General features: G+C 37.9%; 24 protein-coding genes and 1 CRISPR repeat array (1 of these 25 only partly in view). Of the genes, 23 read left to right on the top strand and 1 reads right to left on the bottom strand.

The features are described 5' to 3' along the window. Positions 1-286: direct repeats of the CRISPR family, unit length 36 nt; unit sequence GTTTGAGAGCCTTGTTAATTCAGTTAGGTGCCAAAC; it reaches 274 nt to the left of the window's first position. Between the two features lie 251 nt (positions 287-537). The 17 genes from BLV53_RS02425 (at position 538) to pgmB (ending at position 12,470) form a co-directional block, all read left to right on the top strand. After that, positions 538-927: a flavodoxin family protein gene (locus BLV53_RS02425; RefSeq protein ID WP_170830728.1), complete on the top strand. Its 390-nt coding sequence runs from the start codon at positions 538-540 to the stop codon at positions 925-927. A gap of 205 nt (positions 928-1,132) precedes the next feature. Next, entirely contained in the window at positions 1,133-1,918 is a 786-nt protein-coding gene (locus BLV53_RS02420) for a YhfC family intramembrane metalloprotease (protein WP_090296566.1), read from the top strand. 2 nt (positions 1,919-1,920) lie between these two features. Continuing rightward, positions 1,921-2,736, top strand: a complete 816-nt coding sequence (locus BLV53_RS02415) for an alpha/beta fold hydrolase (protein ID WP_090296564.1) — start codon at positions 1,921-1,923, stop codon at positions 2,734-2,736. Beyond that, the gene (locus tag BLV53_RS02410) at positions 2,733-3,377 is read left to right on the top strand and encodes a MerR family transcriptional regulator (RefSeq protein ID WP_090296561.1); all 645 of its coding nucleotides are present in this window, start codon (positions 2,733-2,735) and stop codon (positions 3,375-3,377) included. Before BLV53_RS02415 ends, BLV53_RS02410 begins: the two co-directional genes overlap by 4 nt. Next, positions 3,358-3,669, top strand: a complete 312-nt coding sequence (locus BLV53_RS02405) for a YbjQ family protein (protein WP_090296558.1) — start codon at positions 3,358-3,360, stop codon at positions 3,667-3,669. The genes BLV53_RS02410 and BLV53_RS02405 overlap by 20 nt, the downstream gene beginning before the upstream one ends. A 109-nt stretch (positions 3,670-3,778) precedes the next feature. Beyond that, positions 3,779-4,468, top strand: a complete 690-nt coding sequence (locus tag BLV53_RS02400; protein WP_242879022.1) for a YczE/YyaS/YitT family protein — start codon at positions 3,779-3,781, stop codon at positions 4,466-4,468. A 12-nt stretch (positions 4,469-4,480) separates the two neighbouring features. Beyond that, positions 4,481-4,711, top strand: a complete 231-nt coding sequence (locus BLV53_RS02395) for a purine biosynthesis protein PurH (RefSeq protein ID WP_090296554.1) — start codon at positions 4,481-4,483, stop codon at positions 4,709-4,711. Between the two features lie 37 nt (positions 4,712-4,748). Further along, positions 4,749-5,297, top strand: coding sequence for a DUF3990 domain-containing protein (locus tag BLV53_RS02390; RefSeq protein WP_090296553.1), 549 nt, complete (start codon positions 4,749-4,751; stop codon positions 5,295-5,297). Between the two features lie 66 nt (positions 5,298-5,363). Further along, positions 5,364-5,666, top strand: coding sequence for a Dabb family protein (locus BLV53_RS02385; RefSeq protein WP_090296550.1), 303 nt, complete (start codon positions 5,364-5,366; stop codon positions 5,664-5,666). 22 nt (positions 5,667-5,688) lie between these two features. Then, positions 5,689-6,426, top strand: a complete 738-nt coding sequence (locus BLV53_RS02380) for an alpha/beta hydrolase (protein WP_090296548.1) — start codon at positions 5,689-5,691, stop codon at positions 6,424-6,426. A 124-nt stretch (positions 6,427-6,550) separates the two neighbouring features. Next, on the top strand, positions 6,551-6,910 hold the full coding sequence (locus tag BLV53_RS02375; RefSeq protein ID WP_090296545.1) for a CidA/LrgA family protein: 360 nt from the start codon (positions 6,551-6,553) through the stop codon (positions 6,908-6,910). Next, positions 6,910-7,602 (top strand): LrgB family protein, encoded by a 693-nt coding sequence (locus BLV53_RS02370; RefSeq protein WP_090296542.1) that lies wholly within the window; start codon positions 6,910-6,912, stop codon positions 7,600-7,602. The genes BLV53_RS02375 and BLV53_RS02370 overlap by 1 nt, the downstream gene beginning before the upstream one ends. A 212-nt stretch (positions 7,603-7,814) precedes the next feature. Further along, the gene (locus BLV53_RS02365) at positions 7,815-8,870 is read left to right on the top strand and encodes an iron-siderophore ABC transporter substrate-binding protein (protein ID WP_090296540.1); all 1,056 of its coding nucleotides are present in this window, start codon (positions 7,815-7,817) and stop codon (positions 8,868-8,870) included. Continuing rightward, positions 8,863-9,861: a FecCD family ABC transporter permease gene (locus BLV53_RS02360; protein WP_090296538.1), complete on the top strand. Its 999-nt coding sequence runs from the start codon at positions 8,863-8,865 to the stop codon at positions 9,859-9,861. Before BLV53_RS02365 ends, BLV53_RS02360 begins: the two co-directional genes overlap by 8 nt. Continuing rightward, positions 9,858-10,886 (top strand): FecCD family ABC transporter permease, encoded by a 1,029-nt coding sequence (locus tag BLV53_RS02355; RefSeq protein WP_090296535.1) that lies wholly within the window; start codon positions 9,858-9,860, stop codon positions 10,884-10,886. The genes BLV53_RS02360 and BLV53_RS02355 overlap by 4 nt, the downstream gene beginning before the upstream one ends. Continuing rightward, the gene (locus BLV53_RS02350; protein ID WP_090296532.1) at positions 10,886-11,677 is read left to right on the top strand and encodes an ABC transporter ATP-binding protein; all 792 of its coding nucleotides are present in this window, start codon (positions 10,886-10,888) and stop codon (positions 11,675-11,677) included. The genes BLV53_RS02355 and BLV53_RS02350 overlap by 1 nt, the downstream gene beginning before the upstream one ends. Positions 11,678-11,837: 160 nt before the next feature. Continuing rightward, entirely contained in the window at positions 11,838-12,470 is a 633-nt protein-coding gene (pgmB, locus tag BLV53_RS02345) for a beta-phosphoglucomutase (protein ID WP_090296530.1), read from the top strand. A 4-nt stretch (positions 12,471-12,474) separates the two neighbouring features. Here pgmB and BLV53_RS02340 read toward each other — a convergent pair whose 3' ends face one another. Beyond that, complete coding sequence (locus BLV53_RS02340) at positions 12,475-13,698, bottom strand: helix-turn-helix domain-containing protein (RefSeq protein ID WP_090296527.1); 1,224 nt, start codon at positions 13,696-13,698, stop codon at positions 12,475-12,477. Between the two features lie 170 nt (positions 13,699-13,868). On the opposite strand from BLV53_RS02340, the gene BLV53_RS02335 reads away from it, so the two are divergent. From BLV53_RS02335 to BLV53_RS02310, 6 genes are all read left to right on the top strand, one after another. Beyond that, the gene (locus tag BLV53_RS02335) at positions 13,869-15,368 is read left to right on the top strand and encodes a sugar ABC transporter ATP-binding protein (protein WP_090296524.1); all 1,500 of its coding nucleotides are present in this window, start codon (positions 13,869-13,871) and stop codon (positions 15,366-15,368) included. A 10-nt stretch (positions 15,369-15,378) separates the two neighbouring features. Continuing rightward, on the top strand, positions 15,379-16,359 hold the full coding sequence (locus BLV53_RS02330; protein WP_090296522.1) for an ABC transporter permease: 981 nt from the start codon (positions 15,379-15,381) through the stop codon (positions 16,357-16,359). A gap of 23 nt (positions 16,360-16,382) precedes the next feature. Continuing rightward, positions 16,383-17,561: a type 1 periplasmic-binding domain-containing protein gene (locus BLV53_RS02325; RefSeq protein WP_090296519.1), complete on the top strand. Its 1,179-nt coding sequence runs from the start codon at positions 16,383-16,385 to the stop codon at positions 17,559-17,561. Between the two features lie 14 nt (positions 17,562-17,575). Next, positions 17,576-18,580: an ABC transporter permease subunit gene (locus BLV53_RS02320; RefSeq protein ID WP_090296517.1), complete on the top strand. Its 1,005-nt coding sequence runs from the start codon at positions 17,576-17,578 to the stop codon at positions 18,578-18,580. 12 nt (positions 18,581-18,592) lie between these two features. After that, the gene (locus tag BLV53_RS02315; RefSeq protein ID WP_090296514.1) at positions 18,593-20,305 is read left to right on the top strand and encodes a glycoside hydrolase family 3 N-terminal domain-containing protein; all 1,713 of its coding nucleotides are present in this window, start codon (positions 18,593-18,595) and stop codon (positions 20,303-20,305) included. Between the two features lie 160 nt (positions 20,306-20,465). Continuing rightward, complete coding sequence (locus BLV53_RS02310) at positions 20,466-23,267, top strand: alpha-L-rhamnosidase (protein WP_242879021.1); 2,802 nt, start codon at positions 20,466-20,468, stop codon at positions 23,265-23,267. Positions 23,268-23,372: the final 105 nt, after the last annotated feature.

Genomic DNA, 23,372 nt, shown 5'->3' with positions numbered 1-23,372 from the left:
GTTAATTCAGTTAGGTGCCAAACAGCCATCCTTCTGCTGCATTATCGACTTCAGTTTGAGAGCCTTGTTAATTCAGTTAGGTGCCAAACTTTTCGCCCATGAACTCACGCCAATGTTCCGTTTGAGAGCCTTGTTAATTCAGTTAGGTGTCAAACGAGTTCAACTACGAGACAGCATGTGGACACGTTTGAGAGCCTTGTTAATTCAGTTAGGTGTCAAACTCCGATTATCCGATTCTGAAGCAGACCGGGTTTGAGAGCCTTGTTAATTCAGTTAGGTGTCAAACCTTTCCAGTGGGAACTGTGGCCGTTCTGGTGTTTGAGAGCCTTGTTAATTCATTGATGAATGATTATTAGATTTTAATGATGTACGCCTAATAAAAATTTGGATACAGTTTTGATGTTCTAATACAAAATTATTAGTGATGGAAAAATTGTTTGACTTCTTAGAAGGTCAGGTATATATTATGAATATAAATTGCGCACGATTAAATAGCGCTACAAATACAAACGAATCATTAAATTAATGGAGGTAATTATGGTCGCAGTACGATATTATTCAAAGTCAGGAAATACAAAGCTTCTTGCAGAGGCAATTGCAAAGGGAGCAGGTGTTATTCCAATTTCTGTAGATGATGATAGCGCAAAGATTACAGAGGACATCGATGTGTTATTCATAGGTGGTGCACTTTATGCCTATGGTCTTGATAAGGAAATGAATAACTATTTAGCAGGAATCGATGGTAAGAAAGTAAAGAAGGCAGTAGTATTTTCTACTTCTTGGCTTTCAAAGCATTCTATTGACTTGATTAAAAAGGCACTCAGGGAAAAGGAAATTCAGGTTGAGGATGAAACATGCTATGTAAGAAACAAGCCAAATGATAAGCAGCTTGCTGAGGCAGAGGCATTTGCTAAGAAGTTCCTATAATTAAATTAGGATTTAAGCTCCAATTGCAGTTAATGCATTGGAGCTTTTTGTATACTTACTTATATACGTTATGCTATACTTTTAAATATTTGTAGATTATTTGATTATTTTTGAAAAAGTGTTGACCTTCCCCCCTGTGGAAGGTTTATATTCTAGGCATAGACAAGGCCAAGTCTTTAAAAATTTTATTTAAGGAGGCTGTTTTATGGGAACAGTACCTGTGTTATCAATTGTAGGAATGTGCTTTGCATTTTTGGTTGCTGTGGGTCTTCCAATGGTACTCATGGTCTACGCATTTCTCAAACTAAAGGCTGATATGCGTTGGTTTGGAATTGGAGCGGTTACATTTATAGTCTTCGCACTGGTTCTAGAGCAATGTCTTCATTTTGTTATGGTTAGGCATTTTGGAGAGGCATTAACAGAAAATCTTTTGCTGAAGGCGGTTTATGGTGGAATTGCAGCAGGTGTTTTTGAAGAGGTAGGCCGTTTTACTTCAATGAACCTATTTAAACGGAAGGGACTAAATAAGCGGAATGCAATAATGTATGGTATAGGCCATGGTGGAATAGAGGCAATTATCATTGTTGGGTTAACCTCTATATCAAATCTGATAACTTCAATAATGATTAACACGGGAACCTTTGAGCCAATGTTATCATCCATCGATGTAGATACAAAAGAGCAAACGATGAACCAAATTTCATTGCTATGGACTACAGGCTCGCTGGATTTCTACCTGGCAGGAGTGGAGAGAGTTGTTGCTATTACCTTACATATCTGCCTTTCTTACATAGTTTATAGGTCAGTGAAAGATAAAAAGGTGAAGCTATTGTTTTTAGCAATTGTTCTTCATGCAGGATTGGATTTTGTGACAGTACTTTTGGCAGGATATGTTTCTAGTTTAGTGTTAGAGATAGTACTACTTGTGTTGGTATGTATTCTTGCGGTATTGGTATACAAGATGTATTCAAAGAATAGGGAGACAGCATAGTTATGGTGGAGAAGGTTTACAGCACAAGGTGTGGGAAAATTCATTATTGGATAAATCCTGATGGTAAGTGCCAGGAAAAGCAGCTGGTATTTTTGCCAGGATTAACAGCAGATCATAGATTATTTGATAAGCAGATTGAGTTTTTTGAAGGCAAATATCCAGTGTTCGTGTGGGATGCACCAGTACATGCCCTTTCTTATCCTTTTGATATGGATTTTTCCCTGGCAGATAAGGCTACATGGCTAAATGAAATTCTTTTAGAAAATGGTTTTGATAATCCTGTTATCATAGGACAGTCCATGGGGGGCTATCTGGGACAGATGTACATGGAGCTATTCCCAGGAAAGGTAGTTGGATTTGTATCGATTGATTCAGCACCTTTGCAGAAACAGTACTATACAGGGATTGAACTGTGGCTACTTCATAGGATGACTCCGGTATATCGTCATTATCCTTGGAAGACACTTTTAAAACAGGGAACAAATGGAGTAGCAACTACTGAGTATGGCCGTGCCTTGATGCGTGAGTTTATGATGACCTACGATGGTGATCAGGAACGATATGCAAATCTTGCAGGAGGCGGCTATAAGATTTTGGTGGATGCTGTTGAAGCAGAACTACCATACAAAATCACCTGTCTGGCAATGCTTATTTGTGGAACAAAGGATATGGCAGGCTCAACCAAAAGATACAACAGAGCATGGCATGCCCGCACAGGAATACCTATTCACTGGATAGAAGGAGCTGGGCATAACGCAAATACGGATAAGCCAGATGAAATTAATGATTTAATAGCGGAGTTTATTAGGACAGCATGAAGATTAATCAAGTAGAAGAACTAGTTGGGATTACAAAAAAGAATATTCGCTTTTATGAGGAGCAGGGACTGATTTGTCCTGAGAGAAATAGAGACAATGGATACAGAGAGTACTCATTGAAGGATGTGGAGCTGTTAAACAAGATAAAGCTTCTTAGAAGATTAGAGGTTCCCATAGAAGAAATAAAACGACTTGAAATAGGAGAAATCTCTGTGACAGATTGTTTGGATAGGCACATTTCTCATTTCACTCACAGACAGCAGGAACTGGATGTAATGAAGGAAATGTGTAGGGAAATGATAGAAGCGGATGTTCACTTTGATAATCTACAGGCTGACTCTTATCTTGAGGAGATGAAAAAACTTGAGAAGGGAGGCATTAGATTTATGGATGTAAATAAAACTGATATAAAGAAAAGTAAGCAGGGACCTATTATTGCAGCAATTGTGAGCATAGTATTTTTTATTGCAATGATTGTAGTAATTGGATTTACAGCTTTAAGTGACCCTGACACACCAATGGGATTTATTGCAATCATAATAGCTCTATTTATTGCAATGATTGTTGGAACTATTGTTGCACTTAAACAAAGATTAAATGAAATTGATGGAGGAGAATTAAATGAAGCTCGTAAGTATTGAAACAATTCCAGGACAGAACTTTGAGGTTTTAGGAGTAGTAAAGGGAACTATTGTACAGTCGAAAAATTTCGGTAAAGATTTTATGGCTGGAATGAAAACTCTTGTAGGTGGGGAAATAGTAGGCTACACTGATATGCTTGTTGAGGCTCGTCAAATTGCCACAAAAAGAATGGTAGATGAGGCTGAACAGCTCGGTGCAGATGCCATTGTAGGTGTCAGATATACTTCATCATCTGTAATGCAAGGGGCTGCAGAAGTGCTAGCCTATGGAACAGCAGTGAAATTTATATAATGCCAGGAGCCAGAAGGTAAAACTTCTGGCTCTTTTTATAGGTATGTTGTATAATTGTTCGCGGATTAATTGAGTAAAATTAAACTTAGATTTACCGAGGAAATATTACGTGTACAGATTTATAAGAGAAGAGAATAGAAGCAATAGCAATAAGCGCACTATTCTTTCTAATGTGATACTTGCAGCAGTAAGCTTATTTATTAATGGATTTGGAGTGTATCTGACAATACAGGCAAATATAGGAGCTAGCCCATGGGATGTGCTTAACCTTGGCCTGTCAAAAAGTCTTGGGATATTATATGGCACAGCATCTATTATTGTTTCATATACTATTTTGGGCATCGATATTTTCATGAAGGAACCAATCGGCATCGCAATGTTCATAGATGCATTCGTGGTTGGAAAATCAGTGGATTTGTTTAATAAAATAGATTTGGTAAAGCCTTGCAACTCTCTTGCTACAGGTATTCCTGTTATGTTTATAGGGCTGGTTATTATCTCCTATACGCAGTATACTTATATGGCAGCGGCACTTGGCTGTGGCCCAAGGGATACTTTACTTGTGGCATTAGTCAAAAGAATTAAACGATTGCCTATTGGTGCAGTGAGTATTGTGCTTTTAAGTATGGCCACTTTTGTAGGTTGGCTACTTGGAGGCCCTGTTGGAGTGGGAACTTTGATTTGTGCTTTTGGTACAGGACCTATAATGCAGTTGGCTTTCAATTCAGTTCATTTTGATGCTGCAAAGATTCGCCATCAGAGATTGAGCGAATCTTTTAAAACTATTTTTAACAAGTAATGGAGATGTGATATGTCATATTTAATTAAAGACACAACAAAAGAAGAAAGAGAGCAGATAGTTAAGGAGTCCCTTGGAAATATTGAAGCGAACTGCGATGGTTGCATGGCAGGTTTGGCAGAGATGTATGATGAGTATATTGAGGGCAAAAAGGAGCTTCGTGAAATCAATATGGAGTTCAATGCCAGATATGTTAAGGATGACAATATGGAAGGCAGTGAAGGTAGAAGCTGCGTGATGTAGTGGATGTGTTTGTTATAGTGTAGAAAGGACTAAATCTATGCTTGTTTATCATGTTGGTTTTGACACAATAAAAATTCCTGATATACATTATGGGCGCAAAAATGCCGATTTTGGACAGGGATTTTATTTGACAGATGACAAAGAGTTTTCCTATAGATGGGCAAAGGAAAAATCTGGAGCAGATACAATTCTAAATGAATATGAATTGGATTTAACAGGGCTTAGTGTTCATGAGTTTACACGCGGTGAGGACTGGTTCAATTATATCTATGGAAACAGGCACCTTAAGCCAGATGAGATAGGGGCAGATGTTATTATAGGTCCTATCGCCAATGATATTATTTATGATGTCCTGGGAATCACCACAAGTGGCTTTCTACCAAAGGATGATGCCATGAAGCTGTTTTTGATTGGGCCTACCTACAAACAAATAGTTATTAAATCTGAAAAAGCAGTATCTCAGTTATCATGGATTAAAAGCAGTGTTTTAACTTCTGAAGAGCTAGTTGATTATCATAAACAGATGAAAATAGAAGAGGAAGAGTTTCAGGAGCTTTTTGCTGCAGGAATGGAAAAATTAGTTTAGACGAGTTTGTCTTCTAAAACCAGATAGGTATAATAGACATTATGAAATAAATTTGGGAGGTATATTATGGTAAAGCATATTATTTTATGGACACTTAAGGATGAGCTTTCAGCTGCAGAAAAGGAAGAGGTAAAAAAGGGTATTAAAGAAGGACTTGAAGGACTTGCTGGCAAGATTCCTGGAATGGTAGATATCAAGGTTAATATCAACGGGCTTGCAAGCTCAAATGCAGATTTGATGCTTGATTCCACATTTGAAAGCGAAGAAGCTTTAAAGGGTTATGCAACTCATCCAGAGCATGTGGCTGTAGCGGATGGTAAGGTAAGACCTTATACCAAAATCAGAAGTTGTCTGGATTTTGAAATTTAAAAGTTTATTGGAGGGAGAAGAAATGTACATACTTGATGATGATATTAAGCTTAATGCCAAGCTTGATATGCCAGAAGCAGGGGCAGACAAATGTCCTCTCTGTCTTGTGTTTCATGGTTTTACAGGACACATAGAAGAGGAGCATATTGTAAAAGTTGCAAAGGCAATGAATGAGGTGGGAGTAGCCACACTTAGAGTTGATTTGTTTGGTCATGGAAAAAGTGATGGAGAATTCAGAAATCACAATCTTTACAAATGGCTGAATAATATTTTAGCTGTAGTTGATTATGCAAAGAGCTTAGATTTTGTCACTGATATTTATATGTGCGGCCATTCTCAGGGAGGTCTTGCGGTAACACTTGCAGCAGCAATGGAGCAGGATGTGGTAAGGGCTCTCATTCCACTTTCACCTGCTTATGTGATTATTAAGGGTGCAAAAGAAGGCGAGCTTTTAGGACAGCCATTTGATCCTGTAAATATTCCTGATGAGCTTATATCCTGGGATGGATTGACACTTAGTGGCAACTATATCAGGGTTGCTCAGACTATCGATTTAGATGGTGCAATAGCAAAATACACAGGGCCGGTGCTTCTTGTTCACGGTGATGCAGATGAAGCAGTACCTGTTGAATTCTCTATAGAAGCAGCTAAAAAGTTTGCAAATGCTAGACTTGAGCTGATTAAAGATGACGACCACTGCTATGACAGACATTTAGATCAGGTGACAGATGTGGTAAAGGATTTCATAATGAACTTATAATAATACAATTTGCTGTCAAAATAGAATTGTAAATGCAATTCCAAGTAGTATAATGATTTGGGGTTTGGGGGATAGTTTCTTCAAACCCTAATTTTTTTTATTGCACGAGGTTTAATAATATACAATGAAATACTTAAAACAATTTCTTATTATTTTAGCTATTTCTCTTATTGGAGAGATACTAAAGGCAGTACTGCCACTTCCAATTCCTGCAAGTATCTATGGCATGGTACTTTTATTCATTGCCCTTTTAAGTGGACTGATAAAGCTTGAACAGGTTCGTGACACTGGAAAGTTCCTTATCGAAATCATGCCTGTCATGTTTGTTCCTGCTGGTGTAGGGCTTATGTCCTCTTGGGGCGTTTTAGCACCAGTGCTTTTACCTGTATCCATCATTACCGTAATTACGATATTTACTGTAATGGGAGCTACGGGAGTCATTTCTCAGTTCATTATCAGACGCAGTAAAAGGGAGGCAAAATAATGGTAGAGTTTATGCAAAACAGCGCCTACGCAGGAGTAACTATCAGCTTGATTTCCTACGCAATTGGCGCAAAGCTCAAAAGAAAATTTGGTTTTGGATTTTTTAATCCGTTGTTGATATCTATTATCGTAACAATCCTTGTTTTAATAGGTTCCCATGTAGATTATGAAACCTACAATGAAGGTGCAAAATATTTAAGCTGGCTGCTCACTCCAGCTACTGTATGTCTTGCCATTCCACTTTATGAGGAATGGGAGCTTTTAAAGAAAAACGCCAGTGCAGTTATGCTAGGGGTAACTGCAGGAGTGCTCACAAGCCTTGTGACAGTATTCATTTTGGCTCGCTTGATGGGACTCAATCATGCCAACTATGTTACACTGCTTCCAAAATCGATCACCACAGCCATTGGGATGGGTGTTTCAGAGGAGCTTGGCGGATATGTTACCATCACTGTTGCAGTAATCGTTATTACAGGAGTTTTAGGCAATATCTTTGGAGAGCTTATCTGCAAAATATTTAGAATTCATGAGCCGATTTCTAAGGGGCTTGCATTTGGAACAGCAGCACATGCAATTGGAACTGCCAAGGCAATGGAGCTTGGTGATGTGGAAGGTGCTATGAGTTCACTTTCTATTGCAGTGGCAGGAGTGCTTACTGTAGTACTTGCCTCATTATTTGCAGGCTTAATCTAATAAAGGAGTAGAAATATAATAATAAAATTAGGATGTGCATCCTGGTAAATGAGCTTTTTTATCATAAAAGCTTGTAAACCAGGGTGCACTTTTATTTTACATGTTAGATTGCGCTAAAATAGATTTGACACCACTAACTTTCTATGGTAAAGTAATGACCTGTTAGCGAAGTCTAACAGATATAAGCTTTAACTATCAGGAGGAATAACAACATGAAAAAGAAGATAACATCATTGATGCTCACTGCTGCAGTGGCTACATCTGCATTTATGGCATGTGGAACCACAAATAACGAGGCAGTAGGTGAGGCTTCAGATAATATAGCGGCTGCAAGTAATTTGGAAGCGACTGAAGGTTTCCCAATCACTATGGAGCATGCATACGGACAGACAGTCATTGAAAGCAAGCCAGAGCGTGTAGTTACATTAGGCTGGGGCAACCAGGACACAATGCTTGCACTTGGAATCGTTCCAGTAGGTGTATCAGCAGCAAATTATGGAGCTGTAACAGAGGACAAGCTTCATTTATGGACAAAGGATGCCTTTACAGAGCTTGGAGTAGACTCACCTAATGTATTTAACGACGAGACTAGCTGGGATTTTGAGGCTATTGCAGTAGCAGAGCCTGATGCAATTGTAGCTTCATATTCAGGATTTTCAGAGGATGAGTATAATCAGCTTTCAGAAATTGCACCAACAGTTCCTTTCGCTGAGATAGCATGGAAGACTACCTGGAGAGAGCAGATGATTACAAATGCTACAGCGGTAGGCATGAAGGAAAAAGGCGAGGAGCTTGTAGCAGAAACAGACAAGCTCATTGCAGATAAGTTAGCTGAATATCCAGACTTAGATGGAAAGACAGCAGGATTTTTCTGGGTATCACAGGATGATATGAGTACCTTCTACGCATATTTACCAGCAGATCCTAGAGCAGCATATTTAAATGATTTAGGGCTTGCAACACCAGATAGTATTCATAAATTAGGTGAAGATACTGAAGAATTCTCAGTAACTATTTCAAGAGAAAATGCAGATATTCTTTCAGATGTGGATATCATGGTGTGCTATGGTGACGAGGGATTGCTTGAGGCAATGCAGGCTGATCCACTTATGAGCCAGATTCCAGCAGTTAAAAATGGTGCAGTTGTACTTCTTGATTCTACATCAGTACTTGCAGCAGCAACTACACCTTCCATTTTATCTATCCCTTATGCAATTGATGATTATTTGACAGTATTAAATGAGGCAGCCAGCAAGGTAAATGAGTAATAAAAAGATATATCTTACAATAATTACAGGTACAGTAATTCTTATTATTGCATCAATGCTTTCAATAACCTACGGAGCAAAATCCGTAGGTTTTGCTGATGTTATAGATGCAGTACTTGGACGAAATATAGAAAATTACAATGTGAATGTGGTGCAGGCCCGAATTCCACGTACCGTTTTTGGGATTTTGGCAGGAGCTGCACTTAGTGTTTCTGGTGTATTGATGCAGACCATAACCAGAAATCCAATTGCCGACCCAAGCATACTAGGTGTTAACACAGGAGCATCACTTTTTATCGTAATAGGAATTTCTGTTTTTAATATTCAATCAAAGCTATCTTATATATCACTTGCTTTTTTAGGAGCTATGCTTACAGCAATTTTAGTATATAAGCTGGCATCTATGGGCTATGGTGGAGCAACACCTATAAAGCTTGCCCTTTCCGGTGCTGCTATTTCAACAGCCCTTTCATCACTCGTTAGTGTATTTGTTATGCCTGATTCAAGTGTTATGACATCCTTTAGATTTTGGCAGATTGGAAGTGTGGGTGGTGCAAGTAATGAGGATATTTTATTAATTCTTCCTGTTGTAATCATTTCATTGATCGTAAGTGTTTTTATATCTTCAGATTTAAACACTTTACTTTTATCAGAGGAAACAGCCACAGCTTTGGGATTAAATGTTAATCGTACAAGACTTATTGCTGCAGTATGTGGAGTGCTACTTTGCTCATCCATAACAGCACTTGCTGGTCCAATCAGCTTTATAGGACTTATGATTCCTCATTTAATCAGACTACTTGTAGGCTCTGAGCAAAAGAAGCTGATACTTATCAGCGCTTTATATGGAGGAAGCATACTTGTGATTTCTGATGTGCTTGGCAGATTGCTTGGAAGACCAGGTGAGTTGGAATCAGGAATTATGACAGCACTTATCGGTGCACCTTGCTTTATTGCAATTATAAGAAGGGCAAAGGTGGCAAATATATGATAGAAAACAAAGGCTTTTTAGTGGGAATTGAAAAGCGTAAAAAGAGATATAACTTGATTTTGTGTATTATTCTTTTGATGCTGCTTTCCCTTATTTGCATAAATATGACATTAGGCACTAATGCAACATATCCACTTTCAGATGTGTTTAAAGTGCTCATGGGGCAGGATGGAATCAAGGGTGCATATATAATTAAAAATCTCCGTTTACCAAGAACAATTGCAGCAGTATTTTGCGGTATTGCATTTGGTGTAGCTGGAAATACCTTTCAGACATTGCTTAGAAATCCACTTGCCAGCCCGGACATAATAGGCGTTTCAACGGGCTCTACAGTGGCAGCTGTATATGGAATTTTGTATTTACATGCCTCAAATGGAGCTGTTTCGGTTATGGCTCTAATTTCTGGTTTGGCTGCAGCAGGGGCTATATATTGGATTGCAACTAAAGGTGGATATTCTGGAGCCAGACTCATACTTACAGGTATAGGTGCACAGGCATTTTTTACAGCACTTATAAACTGGATGGTTTTAAAGGGGGCAGAATATGATGTGCCATCAGCCATGAGATGGATGACAGGAAATCTAAACGATATTAAGTCTGATGGACTTCCACTACTTATTTTTGTAGTTATTATAATAACCGGTGGGATTATGTTTATGGGCAATATCCTAAAGGGGCTTGAGCTTGGGGATGCCTACGCAACAGTGCTTGGAATAAATGTAAATCTATCGAGAATAATCATTATAATTCTGGCAGTTGTATTAATTGCATTTGCAACGTCTGTAACAGGCCCTATTTCCTCAATCGCTTTTTTGTCAGGACCAATTGCTACAAGGATTTGTGGTAAAAGACAGACTAATACAGTAAGCGCAGGTTTAGTTGGAGCGTGCATTGTACTTGCAGCAGATTTTGTGGGACAAAACCTGCTTCCAACCAGATATCCGGTAGGTGTAATCACAGGAATTCTCGGAGCGCCTTATTTACTATATTTACTCATCAACATCAACAAAGGAGAAAAGGTCTAGTGAGTGAAAACATTCTTAGAGCTGAACAAATTCATGCAGGATATTCTGATAAGGAAATTCTGCATGGTGTAGATATAACCATTCCTCAGAATAAAATCAGTGTTATTTTAGGATCAAATGGTAGTGGTAAATCTACTATGCTTAAAACATTTTGCAGGTTGTTATGTCCAGCTGAAGGACAGGTGACATTAGATGGAAAAAATATTTCCAGCATAAATTCTAAAACCCTTGCCAAAACAATAGGGCTTCTTCCACAGAATTCAATCGCCCCAGAGGGAATAAAGGTGGCAGACTTGGTGGCCAGAGGAAGATTTCCATATCGCAAATTTATGACGCCGCTCAGCAAGCACGACTATGAGGCCATAAGCGAAGCTATGTGTTTTATGGGAATTAATGATTTGGCTGATGCCAGCATAGATGAGCTTTCAGGTGGACAAAGACAGCGTGTGTTTATAGCATTATCTTTGGCACAGCAGACAGATATTTTATTTTTAGACGAGCCTACCACATTCCTTGATATTGCATATCAGGTGGAAATCCTTGATTTGTTAAAGGAATTAAACCAAAAGCGGGGCACAACAATCGTCATGGTGCTTCATGATATAAATCTTTCCTCAAGATATGCAGACTATATTTTTGCAATGAAAAAGGGAAAGCTTATCTGTCAGGGAACCCCTGCAGAAATTATTACTTCAGAAAATATCAAAGAGATATATGGTCTTGATAGCATAGTAATAGAAGATCCTATTTCATGTTCGCCATTTATTATTCCAGATAGTAGATGCTATTAATATAGTCATAACTCCTTAAAAACGTTAATTTAAATCGAACTTAAAATTGTTAGGAAATAGCGTAAAATAGGCCGGTAAATCCGATTGAATCAGTTTCTTTTTTTCTCCATAATAATCACAGTTCCTATGAGGGAATGACAGAAGGAGAGGAAACAGATTTATGAAGGCAGTAATTTTTGATTTAGATGGAGTTATTTGTTTTACAGACAAATACCATTATATTGCATGGAAGAAGCTTGCAGATAAAAACGGAATTTATTTTGATGAGGATATAAACAATCGCCTTAGGGGTGTTTCTAGAATGGCTAGCTTAGATATTATTTTGGAGAAAGCCACAAAGCAATATACTGAAGAAGAAAAGGAATACATGGCTGCTGAAAAAAATGCAACCTATGTTGAGCTTTTAAAAGAAATGAGCCCGGCTGATTTATCAGAGGAAGTAAAGATTACTCTTGAAAGTTTGCGAACACGTGGTTATAAGCTTGCGATTGGATCTTCAAGCAAAAACACTAAAATGATTTTAAACCAGCTAGGACTTGCCGATTTCTTTGATGCCATTTCTGATGGAACAAATATCACAAAATCAAAGCCAGATCCAGAGGTCTTTCTTAAGGCAGCAGAGTTTCTAGGAGAAACCCCGGAGAATTGTCTTGTAGTAGAGGATGCAAAGGCTGGTATCCAGGCTGCTTTTGATGGTGGCTTTGAAAGTGCAGGACTTGGAGAAGCTACAGAGCATCCTAATGTTACCTACAAGATGGATAGCTTTAAGGATTTGTTAGATATCTGTAAGTAGTAAACTATCTAAGACTTTTGCGATATTCAGATGGACTCTTTCCTTTATGTTTTTTAAATGCTCGGGTGAAGTAGTTGGCATCGTTAAAACCACAGGCGATAGCGATATCAGACATAGAGTTATCAGTAGTGTTTAACAAAAGGAGTGAGTGCTGTATTCGAGTACTATTTATATAATCAGTTAAGGTCATACCTACCTGTTCGTGAAATAAAGCGGACAGGTAGTTTTTTGTTACAGTAAATTTTTGGGCAAAGAAGCTTAAGGAAAGCTCTTCCTGATAATGCACATCTATATAGTTCAAGGTATCTCTGATAATGCTGTGATAATTTGCTCTAGAGTAGGTTTTAACCAACATACAGTATCTTCTTATGATATTTGAGTTTACGGAGTAAACCTGAGAAACCGTGCTGCAGTTTTCAATATCTATTGTTAGCTTTGCATTTAGGTTGTCTATATATAATGGGGCAACATATGCTGATTCTGCTGCTTTTCTAAGCAAAGTATTTACAGCGATTACCATGTCCTTGGCATCACGGATTGGATCAGAAATTCTAGGTGCCATTCTATATTTCATAAATTCATTTGTAATGTTTAAGGCAGATGATGTATCACCTGCTGTTACAGCCTTTATCAATCTGTTTTCAACCTCATAACGTTCTTCCAGTTCAGCAAATTGAACCATGGAATCTGGAATGGAATTGAGTTTTTCATAGTTTACAGCTGTCGACAAGGAATCAGTGGAAAACTGTCTGTACTGTATCGATACCTCGCGACCATAGTATCTGTATAAAAGACGGATAATGAGTGTATGCCATTGCTGAATATCATTAATTACCGGGCATCTATTAAAGAATGAAGATACATTTTCAAGCATAGAAAGCGGAACGCCATTACTATTAAGTAGAGACGTTAGATTTAGTTGACTGTAGGATTCTGTAGTGTATGCTCCAAGTATTGTGTACCTTTCATCAGAGGTTTGAGGAAGATTTTCTTTGAATATAAGATAATTTACCCCAAAGCTGTCTATATAGGATACAGGAGTGGTATCTTCGATGTCATGAATCATGTCGTTAAAAAGCAGGCTATAATCAAAATCGCCATATACGTATTTACGAAATCCGTGATCTAAGAATAATAAATCTGTAGTCTCTTGCGTAACATGATGTATATCTACTCTATATGCAGTGGCTAAATCTTCAATTATTGAATCTAATTCATATCTATACATAATAACCTCTTCTTATAAAAACTCTAATTGTTAATATCATAGCCTAAAAATACTAAAAATCAATATAAATCGTAATATTGTGCTAACTCTCATTAATAATTGTCTAGTTTGAAACCATCTCAGGAAATATTATTTATACATAGATTTGAAAAGGAAAGGCAAGGGAATTTATGGAAGCAATTATTGAAGTAAAACACATTCATAAAGCTTTTGGACCAACCGTTGCTCTAAAGGATGTAGATATTAAATTCTACCCTGGTGAAATAAGGGGACTTGTTGGGGAAAATGGTTCAGGTAAATCTACAGTAACATCTATAATTGCAGGAATGCAGGAGGCTAACTCGGGTGAAATGTTTTATCAGGGAAAGCCATGGAAGCCAAAGAGCATGATTGAGGCTCAAAATGCTGGCATATCAATGATCCTTCAGGAAGCAAATACTATATCTCATGTTACTGTTGCTCAGAATATATTTGCTGGTAGAGAGGCTGAGTTTTCTAAATTTGGAATTATCAGTATGTCAAAGATGAATGCAGCAGCAGATGAGCTGCTTCGTAAATACGGATTAGAACACATCAAGGCAAATCATTCTATTGATATGTACAATTTTGAAGATAGAAAGCTTATTGAAATTGTTCGATGTGTTAATGATGATACAAAAGTGTTGGTAGTAGATGAAACAACTACAGCGCTTTCCTTGGAAGGAAGAGAAATTCTTTATAAACTGATTCACAAAATGGCTGATGAAGGCAAAACAGTAATATTTATTTCTCATGACATGGAAGAAATCCTTGAACATTGTACAGTTCTTACAGTGCTAAGGGATGGAGATATTGTTGGAGAATTAAACGGGGATGAAATACATGCACTTGCAGCAGTAAAGAATATTCGCTATTTAATGGTTGGACGTGAAATCGGTGAGAAGTATTACCGAGAGGATTACGATACAAGCCACAGTGATGAGGTCGCACTTGAGCTTAAAAACGTCAGCTTTGGACAAATAAAGCACTTTAACCTAAAGGTTCACAAGGGAGAAATAATTGGTTTCGGAGGACTTTCAGGTTGTGGAATGCATGACATTGGACGAATTTGTTATGGGATTGAAAAGCTTGAAGGCGGAAGAGTTATAAGAAATGGTATGGAGATAAAGACTCCACTTCAGGCTATTGAAAGTGGAATAGGTTATATATCAAAGAATCGTGATAGTGAGGCTCTTATTCTTGATGGTTCAATTCAGGATAATATAGTTCTTCCTTCATTGACAGCACTTGAGAACAAAACCTACATCAGCCCTAAATCAGAAAAGGCAATGGCTGATAAAGAAATTGAAGCTTTTAGAATTAAATGTGGTAGTGGCAAACAATGGGTAGGAACATTATCAGGCGGTAATAAGCAAAAGGTTTCTTTTGCAAAATGGACAGCAAAGGGGGCAGAGGTAATCATCATGGATTGTCCAACCAGAGGCGTTGATATAGGCGTAAAACAAGCTATGTATTCCCTTATTGAAAACATGAAGAAACAGGGCAAAGCAATAATAATGATATCTGAGGAGCTCTCAGAGCTTGTGGGAATGGCAGACAAGATAATCATTATGAAGGACTTCAAGGTGACAAAGGAATTTGAAAGAAGCCCTGAGCTAAAGCAGACAGATATTATTGAGTACATGATTTAAGGGGTTTGTAATGGAAGAGATAAAGAAGAATAAAGTTAGTGAATACTTAAAAACGCATATAAATGATGTGGCATCCTACGGCGGATTGATTTTCTGTATTTTGGTATTTACAATCATTCCTCCTTTTTTCGGAGAGAACATATGGAGTCAGGCAAAGCTTGCAAATATCATCTCCAATGTAATTGTAACAGCGTTATTGTCAGTTGGAGCAGTATTTGTTTACTCACTTGGAAATATGGATATTAGTATTGGTGCGCAGATTAGAGTTTATGCAATGCTTATTGTTTTGCTTGGAAATGTAACTGGCTCGTTACTTCCTGGCATTTTGATTTCAGCAGCTATAGCCATTGTAATAGCTATTATTAATGGTGGAGCAGGACAGGTACTTAAGGTTCATCCGATTATTCCATCGCTAGTGTTTATGATGATACTTCAGGGTGTGAGCTCTATCGCATATGCGAAGCTTGGAAGCAGAAATATTACACTTCGCTCTGTAGATTTTTCAGCTTTTAAAAGCACAGGACTTATGGTTTTGGTACTTGTATTAGAGACAATTGTTGTTTCTTATCTGTTTTACTTTACAAAGTTTGGAAAAAACGCAAGAGCCATCGGTGCCAACGCACTTGCCGCAGAGCAATGTGGAATAAACTTATTAAAGTTCAAGGTTATTAGCTATGTAATTATGGGTGTCATGGTAGTCGTAGCAGCTATTTTCCAGATGGGCTACACAGGATCAGCTTCAGATTCAACAGGAACAGGCTTTGAAATGAATGTAATGATAGCGTTGATTTTAGGTGGTATGCCTTTATCAGGTGGTATGCGTTCAAAGGTAAGCTGTGCAGTGGTTGGTTCATTTACATATTCAATCCTTGCAGTAGGACTGCCACTTATAGGAGTGCCAACAAATATGACATTTTTAATTAAGTCAATAATCTTTATAGTTGTAGTTTTATTTACATGTAGAAAGAAAAACGGTGTATTACCAAGATAATTAATTTTTAGGAGGGTTATATTATGAAATCAGGAGTATTAAAAAGAGTTTTAGCAATGACAGCTGCTTCAGTTCTTTCAGTAACAACATTAGCAGGATGTGGTTCACAGGCAGCAGACACTGAGGGAAAATCATCAAAAAGTTCATCTTCAGCAAATGGAGGAACAATTCTTTGGATGTCGAATTTATCTTCAGGACCTCAGTACGAGGCTATGGTTGCATATGGAACCAAGATTTGTGAGGAAATGGGCTACAATTTAAAAATTGTTTATGGTGATGGATTTAATGATCCAGATGGAAACCTTACAGCTGTTAAGAATGGAATGACAAGTGATGTTGTTGGTATTTTAGTTAGCCAGGATGGTGGTATCCAGGCAATCATGGATGAATATCCAGATCTTCCAGTTGCAGCCTTTAATACAGATATGAATTCAGTTTTTTCTGAGGATGCAAATATTGCATCAAATGCAGCAGTAAAGGATTATCCAAATTTCCTTGGAACAATTGCAGATGGACACATCAATGGCGCTGACACAGCAAAGCAGAATTTTGATTACGTAGTATCTCAGGGCTATGACAAAATTGGTGTAGTTACTTTCCCAGGTTATGCATATCCTAACCTTCAGGAAGCATCAGATGAGATAGTAAAACTTTGCAAGGAAGCAGGTATAGAAATAGTAGGTGGAGTAGTTACACTTGAATTCCAGCCACTGGATGAGTCATATTTCCAGGAAGCTGACAGAGATGATTTGGATGCATTAGTAGCTCTTTGTGCAGGTACAACATTTGTTTATCCTACAATGGTTCAGGCAAAAGGGGACAAGCTCTGTGCAGCTGATACCAAGCTTATAACATCAGGCTTTGATAATGATCCATCACTTGTTGAAGATATAGGTGAAGATGGAACAATCGGTTATCTTTCAATTTCACCATGTGAGAACATTGCATATGGTCTTACATTAATCGATAAGGCTGTAAAGGGCGAAATGTATGATGACTTTGTTTGCGAGAGAATTGATTCAGCAGAATATGTAATCGATAGCAAGGAAGATATCGATAATGTTACTTCAAAATCAATTTTAGCTAATAACGACTATAACGATGCATCAGTTAAATATGAAGACCTTCAGGCATGCAACAGCTTTGAGGATTTAAAGGCATTGTTTCATTCTGAACAGGTTATGGTAGATGCATTAAAGTAATTAAGGGTGAAATTATGAAACAGATGAATTGGTTAAAAAGAATAGGTGGAACTATAATGCTGCCACTTGCCATGTTTGTAGTAATGTTTATTCTTTGCTATGCAAACGGCAAAACATATTATGGAACACTTCCTATGTGGAGAATTGTACTGTCGGATACAGCTGTGGCAGCCAGCTGTGCATTAGGAATCGGCCTACAATTTAAAAGTGGAAGGTTTGATTTTTCCGGTGGTGCGATAATGCTACTTACAGCTATTGTGGCTGGTCACGTGGCTCAGGACATGGCAGGAAATAATTTGGGAGTATTTATTATATTGTGTTTGGCAATTAGCGTTGTGTTATCAATAATTGTGGCATTGGTATATGTGTATGGAAGATTACCTATCGTTATTGCCACAATCGGTATGGCTCTTTTGTATGAGTCAATCACATGTATAGCCTTTAATGGGGCAGGTGCAAAATACGTAGCAAATATGACCTTAAATGTATTTTCATCATTTCCACTGGCTTTAGTACCACTTATTGCAAGTGTAGTTCTTTATGCATTCTATAGCTATGGAACAGTTACCGGTAAAGAGGCACAGCTTCTTTCAAATAATCAACAGTCTGCTGTAAACATTGGTATCAATGAAAAGAAGAATGTATTTATTTCATATGTATATTCTGGATTAATTTTTGGATTTGCTACTATGATTTACGCTACAAAGGCTCCACATGATGCAAGCTTTACTTCATTATCTACAGCAGGTGAGTTGTTCTCAAATATTCTTCCAGTATTTATCGGTTTGATGCTTGCAGGCTTCTGTGGTGATTTGATTGGAACAATCATGGGTGCTTTAACACTCAGCTTACTGTCATATTCATTAGCAGCAATTTTCACTGCGGAAATGGGTAGCGCAATTTCAACTGTTATTACAGGTTTATTTATTCTTGTATTAAATGTAGTTGCAGGACAGGGGGCAGGCTGGATTGCATCAATAAAAAAGGTATTCAAAAATAGCTCAAGGGCGATGGCATAGGTGAATAATAAAATGACTAATATTGATTTAAAGAATCGACCTTTTTACCTATCTGATGAAGATATTAAATGGGTTGAGAATACAAAAAGTTCAATGACTACAGAGGAAAAAATAGGTCAACTGTTTTTCCCTCTGGGGGTTACAACTGATGAAGGCTATTTACAGCATGTGATTTTAAATAATCATGTAGGTGGCCTGATGTTTAGAAACGGCAAGGCGAAAGAGCTTATAAGCACATACAAATATCTTCAGAATAATACTAAAATTCCAATGCTTACTGCAGCAAACCTAGAGGCAGGTGGCGATGGTATTATAGAAGAGGGAACTGCATTTGGAAAGCAGATGCAGGTGGCTGCAACAAAGGATCCAAAGCAGGCTTATCGTTTGGGGAAAATCAGCTGTAGCGAGGCTCAAGCTGTTGGATGTAATTATGCTTTTGCTCCTGTAATAGATATTGATTTAAACTATCATAATCCTATAACTAATGTTCGTACATATGGTTCAGATCCTGAAATGGTAAAGCAGTGTGGTCTTGAATACATGAAGGCGGCAAGAGAATGTGGCTCAATTGTATCTGTTAAGCATTTCCCTGGTGACGGTGTAGATGAAGTAGACCAGCATATTTTGATTTCTGTAAACTCTATGAGCTGTGATGAGTGGGATAGAACTTATGGAGATATTTACAAGACTCTAATAGATAATGACGCGCCAACCGTGATGGTAGGACATATTGCACTTCCAGCATATCAGAATAAACTATCAAATGAGGAAGTACCACAAAAGAAGCTGATTCCTGCAAGTCAGTCTAAGGAATTATTGCAGGGCTTACTTCGAGATAAGCTTGGATTTAATGGAATGATTATTACAGATGCTACACCAATGGTAGGTTTCCTTGCTGCAATGGATAGACGCAAGGCCATTCCATACTGTGTAGAAGCTGGCTGCGATATGATTCTCTTCAATAAGGATTTAGAGGAAGACATTATGTATATGACAGAAGGACTTAAAAATGGAATTCTGTCAGAGAAACGTCTGGATGAAGCGGTGACTAGAATTCTTGCAACAAAGGCTATGATGGGCTTACATAAAAAGCAGAAACAAGGTACGCTTGCACCTTCAGAAGATAATTTATCAGAAATCGGTAAGCCAGAGTACAAGGAGTGGGTGAAGGATTGTGCCGACAAGGCAGTTACACTTGTAAAGGACACACAACAGCTTTTACCGCTTGATGTAAAAAAGCACAGACGAGTTCTCTATGAAATGATGGGTGGCTACAAATCAGATGAGCGAATTGAAAAGAAATTTGTTTCTGAGATGGAAAAGCTTGGCTTTGAGATGATTCCTTATGAGAAAGAGGTTTATGATTGGACAAAGCCTGTACATTTTGAGACAGTAGAGGAATTCAGAAGCAAATATGATTTGGTAATGTATATTGGAAACATTGAAAATACATCAAACCAGACAACAGCCAGATTAAACTGGCACACAGAGTATGGTGCAGGTAACAATATTCCATGGTTTGTTGAGGTTGTTCCTACATTATTTATTTCTTTGGCAAATCCATATCACTTGTTGGATGTACCTATGATTAAGACTTATATTAATTGCTATTCTAATCATGATGTTATGATTGAAACTGTAATTGAAAAAATAATGGGTAAGAGTGAATTTAAAGGAAAGAGTCCTATTGATCCTTTCTGCGGCAAGGAGTATTTATCTTACTAAATTTGTACTTAAAGGATGCCGGATTTCAACGGAAATTTGGCATCCTTATTATACGTCGTGTTTAACTGAAATAAAGTCGGATTTTGATACGTGAATAGATTTTTAAATCGTGTTATATTGACAACATAAGTTGAACATTATTTTAAGGAGATATTGATTGATGAGAATTACAAGAACAAAGCTTAATGGAGTTGTAAACCCTATAGGCTATGATTTTAGAAATATAATTGCAAGCTGGAATGTTGAAGACACAGAGGCATTAACATTAAAAAACGGTGTACTTGAGGTTGCAAATGATATCGCATTTACGGATATCATTTTCAAAAAGGAGTCTGAGGATTTAGATCAGACTGGTGAAGTGATAGATATAAAGCTTGCTCCAAGAACAAGATATTTTTGGAGAGTAACTATCACAGGTGACAATGGAGAATGTGCTACATCAAAGGTTCAGTTTTTCGAGACAGGAAAGATGGATGAGCCATGGACAGGTAAGTGGATTGCAGCAGCTGAGGGAGAGACATTTCATCCAGTTTTTTCTAAAGAACTAAAGCTTAAAGACCAGGTGAAGGATGCAAGACTTTATGTAAGCTGTCTAGGTGTATTTGAAGCTTATATAGATGGAAATAAGGTGGGAAATGAAATTCTTACTCCATACATCAATGACTATGAAACTGGAATGCAGATTATCACATTTGATGTAGGAGAACAGCTTAAAACAGATAGCAGGCTTGATATTCAGGTGGCAAAGGGCTGGTATATGTCAAACTTTGGTTTGGAAGGCGGCTACAATTATGGTGACAGAATGGAGGCTATCGCAGAGCTTCATGTTACTTACGAGGATGGAACATGTGATGTCATTGGAACAGATTCTACCTGGAAGGTATCAGCATCAGATGTGCTTGAGTCTGGAATCTATTATGGAGAGGATTTAGACAGAACGGCTGGAATTATTGAAAAAGGTAGCGCTATTTCTGTGACAGCAGAGAGAGCACTTTTAGATAGATACAGTATTCCTGTAGTAGTTAAGGAAGTCCTTAAAGCAAAAGAAATAATTAAGACACCAGCAGGTGAGACTGTAATTGACTTTGGACAGAATCATTGTGGTGTGATGGAATTTGATGCAGATTTTCCTTCAGGCACAGTGATTACTGTTAGCTGTGGTGAAGTATTGCAGCAGGGTAATTTCTATAATGATAATTACCGTGAGGCAAGATCTAGTTTTGTATATACCTCTGATGGAAGAAAAGAGACTGTTCATCCTAGATTTACATTCTTTGGATACAGATATATCAAAATCGAGGGCTGGCCAGAAAATGTAGAGCTTACACTTGATAAGGTTCGCTCAAATGTAATTTATTCTGATATGGAGCGCACAGGCTACATAGAAACCAGCAATGAAAAGATAAACAGACTATACGAAAACTGTATCTGGGGACAAAAATCTAATTTCCTTGATATGCCAACAGACTGTCCACAGCGAAATGAAAGACTTGGTTGGACAGGAGATGCCCAGGTATTTTCTCAGACAGCCAGCTATAATATGGATACAAGAGCTTTCTACAAAAAGTTCTTGAGAGATTTAAATTATGATGCAAAAAGGTATGATGGTGCAGTATCAAGCTACATCCCTTCAAAGGGCGGTGCAAGCCTTGCTGGTTCATCTAGTGTATGGGGAGATGTAGGCACATTCGTGCCAAATGTTTTATACAATACCTTTGGCTCATTAGAGGATGTTACAGAGCACTACGAGCTGATGAAAAACTGGGTAGATTATATGCACAGAAATGATGTGGAGCATGGTGACAAGGGCTTATTTATCCTTCCATTCCAGTTTGGCGATTGGCTTGGGCTTGATGGTATTTCAGAGCAGAGCTTTAAGGGTGGCACAGATGATGATTATCTTGGAGCAGTTTACTATTTCCGTTCTACAGTAATCACAGCTGAGATGGCAGAGCGCCTTGGAAAAAATGATGATGCAAAGAACTATAAGGAGCTTGCAGAAAAAATCAAAAAGGGAATATTGGATGAGTATTTTTCACCTACTGGACGCTTGGCTTGCGATACACAGGCTGCCTACATAGTAGCCCTTGCCTTTGATATCTATGTGGACAGACAAAAGCTTATTAATCAGTTTATAGACCGTCTCAGAAAAGACTGCTTCCAGATTAAGTGCGGATTTGTAGGAGCACCACTTCTATGTACTACACTTGCAAAATGCGGACATGTGGATTTGGCATATCAGTTCTTATTTAATGAGGGCTTCCCTAGCTGGCTTTACTGTGTAAATCTTGGTGCAACAACTATTTGGGAAAGATGGAATTCACTTTTAGAGGATGGCTCAATTTCAGGCACTGGAATGAATTCCCTCAATCACTATTCATATGGTACTATTGTTCAGTTTATGTATGAATATATCGGTGGCCTCACAGCAGCTGAGCCTGGCTTTAAGGTGGCAAATATCAAGCCACTTCCATCTATGAAGTTTAGACATTTCAATTGCTCAATGACTACAGCAGCAGGAAAGTATACTTCAAACTGGAAAATAGCAGAGGACGGTATAATTACCATTGAAGTGTCTGTTCCATTTAATGGAAAGGCAAATGTGACTCTTCCAAGATTTTCTAAGGAAGCCTTAACAGTGGAAGGCTGTGATGCTTCGGAAATCAGTGTGGATGGCTTGCTTACTGCAGGAGCTGGCCACTACAAGATTTCTTATATGCCAAGCGAAGATTATAGAAATATTTATGGCCCGCAGACCAGACTATGTGAGCTTGCAAAAGATGAAGAGGTAATGTCTCTTCTTAAGGAAAAGCTTCCAGCCGCATTTGGTGTAATTATGGCTCACGATAAAGAAATGGGCAATCATACACTTGGAGAAATACCATTTTTATTCTTTATGGGATTTTCACCAGAGCTTGTAAATCCTATAAATGAACAGATTTTTAATATTAAGCGCTGGTAATAGATAAAGAGTGTTTTAGATCCTTATGGCAGAGATGACGTAGGGATCTTTTTTTATAATGTCATGCAAAAATAATCACTTAATAGGTCAATAAATGAACAATAA

The organism is Pseudobutyrivibrio sp. ACV-2 (genome assembly GCF_900107545.1).
In the GTDB taxonomy this organism is placed as follows: domain Bacteria; phylum Bacillota; class Clostridia; order Lachnospirales; family Lachnospiraceae; genus Pseudobutyrivibrio.
Note: the sequence above shows the minus strand (reverse complement) of the source record. Positions and strands in the feature narration are given on the sequence as shown.

Coding starts and splice junctions, on each gene's coding strand:
- BLV53_RS02425 (WP_170830728.1), top strand. CDS start 538: ATGGTCGCAGTACGATATTATTCAAAGTCAGGAAATACAAAGCTTCTT.
- BLV53_RS02420 (WP_090296566.1), top strand. CDS start 1,133: ATGGGAACAGTACCTGTGTTATCAATTGTAGGAATGTGCTTTGCATTT.
- BLV53_RS02415 (WP_090296564.1), top strand. CDS start 1,921: ATGGTGGAGAAGGTTTACAGCACAAGGTGTGGGAAAATTCATTATTGG.
- BLV53_RS02410 (WP_090296561.1), top strand. CDS start 2,733: ATGAAGATTAATCAAGTAGAAGAACTAGTTGGGATTACAAAAAAGAAT.
- BLV53_RS02405 (WP_090296558.1), top strand. CDS start 3,358: ATGAAGCTCGTAAGTATTGAAACAATTCCAGGACAGAACTTTGAGGTT.
- BLV53_RS02395 (WP_090296554.1), top strand. CDS start 4,481: ATGTCATATTTAATTAAAGACACAACAAAAGAAGAAAGAGAGCAGATA.
- BLV53_RS02390 (WP_090296553.1), top strand. CDS start 4,749: ATGCTTGTTTATCATGTTGGTTTTGACACAATAAAAATTCCTGATATA.
- BLV53_RS02385 (WP_090296550.1), top strand. CDS start 5,364: ATGGTAAAGCATATTATTTTATGGACACTTAAGGATGAGCTTTCAGCT.
- BLV53_RS02380 (WP_090296548.1), top strand. CDS start 5,689: ATGTACATACTTGATGATGATATTAAGCTTAATGCCAAGCTTGATATG.
- BLV53_RS02375 (WP_090296545.1), top strand. CDS start 6,551: ATGAAATACTTAAAACAATTTCTTATTATTTTAGCTATTTCTCTTATT.
- BLV53_RS02370 (WP_090296542.1), top strand. CDS start 6,910: ATGGTAGAGTTTATGCAAAACAGCGCCTACGCAGGAGTAACTATCAGC.
- BLV53_RS02365 (WP_090296540.1), top strand. CDS start 7,815: ATGAAAAAGAAGATAACATCATTGATGCTCACTGCTGCAGTGGCTACA.
- BLV53_RS02360 (WP_090296538.1), top strand. CDS start 8,863: ATGAGTAATAAAAAGATATATCTTACAATAATTACAGGTACAGTAATT.
- BLV53_RS02355 (WP_090296535.1), top strand. CDS start 9,858: ATGATAGAAAACAAAGGCTTTTTAGTGGGAATTGAAAAGCGTAAAAAG.
- pgmB (WP_090296530.1), top strand. CDS start 11,838: ATGAAGGCAGTAATTTTTGATTTAGATGGAGTTATTTGTTTTACAGAC.
- BLV53_RS02340 (WP_090296527.1), bottom strand. CDS start 13,698: ATGTATAGATATGAATTAGATTCAATAATTGAAGATTTAGCCACTGCA.
- BLV53_RS02335 (WP_090296524.1), top strand. CDS start 13,869: ATGGAAGCAATTATTGAAGTAAAACACATTCATAAAGCTTTTGGACCA.
- BLV53_RS02330 (WP_090296522.1), top strand. CDS start 15,379: ATGGAAGAGATAAAGAAGAATAAAGTTAGTGAATACTTAAAAACGCAT.
- BLV53_RS02325 (WP_090296519.1), top strand. CDS start 16,383: ATGAAATCAGGAGTATTAAAAAGAGTTTTAGCAATGACAGCTGCTTCA.
- BLV53_RS02320 (WP_090296517.1), top strand. CDS start 17,576: ATGAAACAGATGAATTGGTTAAAAAGAATAGGTGGAACTATAATGCTG.
- BLV53_RS02315 (WP_090296514.1), top strand. CDS start 18,593: ATGACTAATATTGATTTAAAGAATCGACCTTTTTACCTATCTGATGAA.
- BLV53_RS02310 (WP_242879021.1), top strand. CDS start 20,466: ATGAGAATTACAAGAACAAAGCTTAATGGAGTTGTAAACCCTATAGGC.